Source organism: Pedobacter sp. 10L46_2, from assembly GCF_056395165.1.
The window spans coordinates 1-6450 of the sequence record NZ_JBFTIZ010000240.1 but is presented as its reverse complement, the minus strand read 5'-3'; the positions used below and the strand labels follow the sequence as shown (position 1 = coordinate 6450).

At 37.5% G+C, this 6450-nt stretch carries 6 protein-coding genes and 1 other RNA gene; 3 read left to right on the top strand and 4 right to left on the bottom strand.

What is annotated here, in order from left to right; translation table 11 throughout:
- Both AC1DDX_RS20645 and AC1DDX_RS20640 read left to right on the top strand, forming a co-directional pair.
- On the top strand, positions 1-475 hold a 475-nt coding region (locus tag AC1DDX_RS20645; protein ID WP_477622509.1), incomplete at its 5' end, for a pseudouridine synthase.
- A gap of 10 nt (positions 476-485) precedes the next feature.
- Complete coding sequence (locus tag AC1DDX_RS20640; protein WP_288884403.1) at positions 486-2270, top strand: chloride channel protein; 1785 nt, start codon at positions 486-488, stop codon at positions 2268-2270.
- Positions 2271-2298: 28 nt separating this feature from the next.
- Here AC1DDX_RS20640 and AC1DDX_RS20635 read toward each other — a convergent pair whose 3' ends face one another.
- From AC1DDX_RS20635 to AC1DDX_RS20625, 3 genes are all read right to left on the bottom strand, one after another.
- Positions 2299-3708, bottom strand: a complete 1410-nt coding sequence (locus AC1DDX_RS20635; protein ID WP_337717964.1) for a sigma-54-dependent transcriptional regulator — start codon at positions 3706-3708, stop codon at positions 2299-2301.
- A gap of 100 nt (positions 3709-3808) precedes the next feature.
- An RNA gene (rnpB, locus tag AC1DDX_RS20630) (RNase P RNA component class A) lies at positions 3809-4184 on the bottom strand.
- A 43-nt stretch (positions 4185-4227) separates the two neighbouring features.
- A complete protein-coding gene (locus AC1DDX_RS20625) occupies positions 4228-4866 on the bottom strand; it encodes a hypothetical protein (RefSeq protein WP_172660405.1) in 639 nt (212 codons plus the stop codon).
- 126 nt (positions 4867-4992) lie between these two features.
- Between AC1DDX_RS20625 and AC1DDX_RS20620 the strand changes: the two genes are divergently transcribed.
- Positions 4993-5703 (top strand): DUF4377 domain-containing protein, encoded by a 711-nt coding sequence (locus AC1DDX_RS20620; protein WP_172660404.1) that lies wholly within the window; start codon positions 4993-4995, stop codon positions 5701-5703.
- A gap of 40 nt (positions 5704-5743) precedes the next feature.
- Here the strand turns inward: AC1DDX_RS20620 and AC1DDX_RS20615 are convergent, their stop codons facing one another.
- Positions 5744-6145: a GreA/GreB family elongation factor gene (locus AC1DDX_RS20615; protein ID WP_337717962.1), complete on the bottom strand. Its 402-nt coding sequence runs from the start codon at positions 6143-6145 to the stop codon at positions 5744-5746.
- Positions 6146-6450 lie beyond the last annotated feature (305 nt).

The following is a 6450-nucleotide window of genomic DNA, read 5'->3' as shown; positions in this document are numbered from 1 at the left end:
GCGTAAGGTAAATAAAGTATACCACGCTGTTGTTGATGGGCAGTTTACTTTTAAAGACTTGTTCATAGACCTTCCTATTCTAAATGATGGAAATAAGAGTGTAACTATAGACCGTAAGGAAGGTAAACGTGCAGAAACGTATTTTAATTCCATTAAAAACTACAGACATTATACTCTGGTAGAGTGTAAACCAATAACTGGTAGGATGCATCAGATTCGGATACATTTAGCTACCCAGCGTGCTGCAATTGTTGGAGATCATATGTATAAGGGTAAACCGGTATACCTATCGGCCATGAAAAAAGGATACCGCATTGCAAAGGATGATGAGGAACAACCCATCATGAAACGTTTTGCTTTACATGCCCGCCATTTGGTATTTAAAGGCCTTGATGATAAGGATATTGTAATCGACGCACCCTATCCAAAAGATTTTGCTACATTAATTAAATTGCTGGATAAATTTGACGCTTAAAAGGTAAATTATGTATATACGGCTGGTGAATTATATAGATTCGATTAACCATTACCGGAAAACTAAAATTTCTAACCGTAATTTCCTGGTTATTGCTGCACTGATTGTTGGCATTCTGGCCGGTCTTGCTGCCGCACTTCTAAAAACCTTAACTCACCATATAGAAGATTTTCTGCAGACGGGTTTTCACTGGCAGTACAAGTATTATCTGTATTTCTTTTTTCCTTTTATAGGGATACTTCTTTCGGTAATGTATGTGCGAAGGTTCATCAGAAAAGGAAAATTTGAAACCGGGCTAACACCTCTTTTGTATACAATTTCGAAAAAATCCAGTAAAGTAGAACCTCATAATATCTATTCGCAAATTATTACAGCAGCATTAACTGTTGGTTTTGGGGGTTCTACGGGTTTGGAAGCTCCAATTGTGACCAGTGGAGGGGGTATTGGTTCTATTGTAGGCAGATTTTTAGGTTTATCATACCGTGAAACCACAATGTTGCTGGCGTGTGGTGCAGCAGCCGGAATATCTGCTGCATTTAATAGTCCAATTGCGGGTATTGTATTTGCCATAGAAATACTGCTTCCAGAGTTTACAATCCCTGCTTTTATACCTTTATTGCTTGCTTCGGCCACTGCTGCGGTAGTAGCAAGGTTCTTTTTTAACGAACAGCTTTTCTTTCTGGTTACAGAAGGATGGAAGATGAATGCACTTGTATATTATGTATTGCTTGCGGTTTTAATTGGTCTTTTCTCTATCTATTTTGCCAAAGCAAATTCGGTTATTAAGTCCTTCTTTTACAAGATTAATCATCCATATAAACGTGTAGTTGTTGGCGGTTTGATGCTAGGTATAATGGTTTTCCTGTTTCCAACATTATATGGGGAGGGTTATATTACCATTAAAAATTTGCTTGGCGGAAATTATACCAATGTAATGACCAACAGTATATTTTCAGAATATAGTAATTTGCCATGGCTGGTTATCCTTTTTACAGCAATAACTATTTTTGCTAAATCTTGCGCTACCCTTATTACTTTAGGTGCCGGTGGGAATGGGGGTATTTTTGCGCCGAGCTTGGTTATTGGTGGTTTAATTGGTTTTGTGGTTGCATTTTCTGCAAATACTCTGGGAATAGCAAACCTGAATGTTGCCAATTTCATTGTGGCGGGCATGGCGGCTTCATTAAGCGCTATTATGCATGCACCGCTTACAGGGATATTTTTGATTGCCGAGATTACCGGTGGTTATGTTTTAATGGTTCCGTTGATGATTACATCCGCAATCTCTTATTTGATCAATCGCAGTGCAAATAAATACTCTATCTATACCAAGCCTTTGGCAGAGAAAGGGGAACTGTTGTCGCATGAAGACAAAGACACTACCGTTCTTAATATGATGAAACTTAAATATCTTGTAGAACGAGATTACCTTGTTTTAAATGAAGATGATTTGGTCTCAGTAAGAATGCCTGAAATTCTACTTTCTAAAAGAAATTTGTTTCCGGTTGTAAGTGCAGACAGGAGCTTTAAGGGTTTGGTGTTTGTTGAAGATGTTTTGAAGAGGAATGTTGCCGATGAAGATAACCTTTCTGTAAATGATCTGATGCAGGCTGCTCCAGATATTGTACTGGTTACGGATTCACTAAAGAAGGTACTGGGGAAAATGGAAAAGGAAAATGCATGGCTATTACCTGTATTGGATGAAAGTGGAGCTTACCTTGGGTTTGTATCCAAAACGGCAATTTTTAATAAGTACAGGGCTTTGCTAAGCAGGCAAGCTGATTATATGGAATAAAAAAAAGCTCCTGATCAGGAGCTTTTTTTTATTCTGCGGATCTTTTTAATCCGAATTTCTCGATCTTACTATATAAGTGACTGCGTTGGATATCTATATCATCGGCAGTTTTAGATACATTCCAGTTGTTCTTTTCCAATTTAAACTTGATGAATTCTTTTTCAGCATAGTCTTTGTAATCCTGAAAGTTGTTGAATTTATCATAAGCCAAGGCTGGAGAAGGAGCTGTATGGGCAGATCCATTGGGAGTCCCACCTGCTGCACCTATATTCGTTCCTCCACTAGGATTTGCAAATACAGTTACATCATGATCTGTAATGGTTTTATCGCTTAAAATAATCAGACGTTCGATCATGTTGTGTAATTCCCTAACATTACCTGTCCACGGCAGACTTTGTAATGCTGTCATGGCGCTATCGCTGATCTTTTTAACAGGCATGCCATATTCTTTACAAATTTCTTCAAGGAAGCTTTGCGCGATCTCCGGGATATCATCGATGCGCTCACTTAGATGTGGAACATGGATGTTTATAACGTTTAGGCGGTGGTATAAGTCCATGCGGAAATTGCCATCTTCGATTTCTTTTAAAAGATTTTTATTGGTAGCTGCCAGTACACGCACATTCACTTCAAGTTCTTTTTCGCCACCTACACGAGTGATTTTGTGTTCCTGTAATGCGCGTAAAACTTTTGCCTGAGCCGAAAGGCTCATGTCGCCAATTTCATCTAAAAACAGCGTTCCCCCATTGGCAAGTTCAAATTTACCTATACGCTGTTTTACAGCAGAGGTAAATGAACCTTTTTCGTGGCCAAATAATTCACTCTCTATCAGTTCGGATGGAATAGCTGCGCAGTTAACCTCGATAAGAGGGCTGTCGGCACGATTCGATTTTTCGTGTAACCAACGTGCAACCAATTCTTTACCACTACCATTCGCTCCGGTTATTAATACCCTGGCTTCTGTAGGGGCAACACGCTCTATAGTTTCTTTAATTTTGTTTATATTCTCTGAACTACCTAGAATATCTCTTGTTTTGCTAACTTTTCTTTTTAATACTTTGGTTTCAGTAACTAAAGTACCTCTGTCCAGTGCATTTCTAACTGTAATCAGTAGCCTGTTTAAATCCGGTGGTTTTGAAATGAAATCAAATGCACCTTTTTTACTGGCTTCTATTGCGGTTTCGACCGTTCCATGTCCTGAAATCATAATGAATGGAAGGTCCGGGCTATATGCAAGTGCTTGTTCCAACACCTCCATTCCATCCATTTTATTCATCTTGATATCACATAGGACAAGGTCGTATTTCTTCTTTTTGATGAGCTCTAATCCATCTACACCATTGTCAATATCCTCAACTTCATAGTTCTCGTATTCTAAGATTTCACGTAAAGTACTTCTTATCGCTCTCTCATCATCAATTATTAACAATTTTGCCATAGGGTATGCTAAATCTTCTTATTATCCAGTGCTAATATATTATTTTTCAGTTTAATAATGTGTTTTTTTAAAGTTATGAAACTGATATATCATTTAAAAAACAAAATGCAAGCCTGTAAGCCGGGTTCTGTAACCTGATTGCTCAGGTTTTCTATCATTAATCCAGTATAAATGTTGCCATTTATCTCTAACGACCTACCCACTAACATCGGACGAGCAGCCCTACATGCGTTAGCCTATTTGGTCTTTCAACTCCCGGGGTTTACCAGTTCTCCGATCACCCGGAAAAATCGTGAGCTCTTACCTCACGTTTTCAACCTTACCTGTGCTTAAAAGCCATCGGCGGTATGCTTTCTGCGGCACTTTCCATAATTCGGGTGTTCATCCCCAAACCTCTTCCCGTTAGGAAGCGAGATGCTCTGTGTTGCCCGGACTTTCCTCTCCGATATAATCGCAGCGATAGAACGGCTTGCATTTGCGGCAAAGATACAAAATAAGGAATGTATAAATTAAGGTTGTTTACTTTGTCACGTAAATCTTTTTACTGTTTCCTTTGATCGATTTTATTTTGCCAAATAACCTTTTTGCATCAAAAGAATTAAAATAGGTGATTTTTACATTCCCTATTGATTTAACCTTTTCAGCGGGATCGTTAATGTCAAAGGCATTGTTGTATTTAATCTGAATGGCACCAATGGATTTAATTGTTCCAGATTTATCGTGGACATCAAAAGCGTTATTGTATTTAATTTGAATGTTACCGATGGATTTTATTTTTCCTCTGGGATCATGAATATCAAAATTATCATTATAATCAATTTTGATTCCGCCTATCCATTTTATTTTTCCCGATTTTTCATCGTCAAACCGGTCGTAATATTCAATTTTCTGATTGGCAATGAATTTAGAATGTTCGTTATCGGTATATTCTGAATTACTTGTGTAATCTGCAAGTGCTCCTTCGGCCTCATCGATATAAGATATGTCGCCAGTGGAATTTAAACCAATGATGATCATGTTGTTTATAGTTAGTTCGATAGATCTGATTCCATTTTCTCTATCAGAGATTCTAAAATGTGCGCTTGTTAAGGTTTGTGAGCTGGAAATCTGGCTGTGGCACAGCAATAAGCCAAGCACGAACAGGAGTTTGCGTTTCATAGTGGTTTTTCATTAAGTGTGTAACCTAAAGTAAGTAAATCTTATCAATCAGGGGAGAAGAAAATCTTATATTTATGGAAACGACTTGTTCCGTGCATCTTTTTAACAAAGATGAATACACAGAAAATGAAAAGAATTATAACAAAGAATTTCAGTCCAAAATTAATACTAACTATTTTAATGTTGCTGGGCCTTTCAGTTTATGCCAATGCAGCTGATGTAATAAAGCTTATAGTTAAGGAAGATCGTGCAAGTTGTACAGGTGTAGCGCCGCAAACTTGTTTTCAGGTTAAATATAAAAACAGTAAAGGTTGGGAGCTGTTTTACAGCAATATTTCTGGTTTTAATTATAAACCCGGATATCGTTATGTAATTCTGGTAACCCGTACTAAAAGGGCCAATGTTCCTGCCGATGCATCAATTTATACTTATAAACTAAAGAAAGTATTAAAGAAACAAAAGATGCCGGTTAAAACTGGTGAATGGGATTTTGTTGTTAAACATAAATGGAAACTGATTCAGATGAATGGCGTCGCTCTGGAACAATCGCCGGCTTATGTAGTATTTGATAAAGAAAAGGGAAGAGTTAATGGTTTTGCAGGATGTAATTCTTTCTTTGGAGCTTATGAAAAAGGCGATGGTAAACTTACGTTTAAACAAATGGGCAGTACTTTGAGGGCTTGTGTAGATGAAGATAGAAATAGGCTCGAAAGTGAGTTTTTAAAGCTGATAAGCGATAAAACATTGAAATACGATGTTGCTGAACAAACCTTAAATTTTTATGAGAACCACCGCTTGGTTTTAATGTTCGGGATGGCTCCTTTAGATAAGAAATAGGATAAAAAAAACCGGCATCTGATGAAGATGCCGGTTTTTTTTATCCTATTTTAGTGACGTCTTCTATTTGGTACTTCTTTATTCCTTCAGGCATTTCCCATTGCACTATGGCGCCCTTAGTGTAGCCAAGGATTGCTACGCCTATTGGAGAGAGAATGGAAAGGGTATTGTGTTTTCTTCGTGCCTTTGCAGGTGCAACAAGTTTGTATATGAATTCTTTTCCTAATTCCATTTCCTTCACTTTTACATTGGTATCAACCGTAACCACATCAGCTGGTAGTTCATTTCTTAAAACCTGCCTTGCATGTTTTAGTTCCAATTCAAGTTTTGCTTCGTTATACCTGCTTAACTTTCTTCTTCTTAAATGATCTTTAAGGAGGTCGTAAATTCCGGTTGATAGTATGATAGGGGTTTCGTTTATTTTTATTGATTCAGTATTCATGTTTTTTTGTATTGAGTAAATGACTTAATAATTTGATTTGTATGAATAGCCTCAGCCAGTATTAATCGACTGAGGCAATGCCATCGAAGTCTTTATTGTTGTACCAGCTTGTTAAAAAGGTAAATGTACCCGCCGAAAGTAAAACCAACAGTGGTTTAAGTAGTAAAATAGCCAATAGCAAAACTATCAACAGCGCTAAAAGCAGCATTATATGAATGGCCCTAAAAAAGCATTTAGTGCTTATTAATTTCATTTTAGAAAGCAAGAAGGTGAAAGGAAAGAATTAAATGTCTGGACCCCTGACC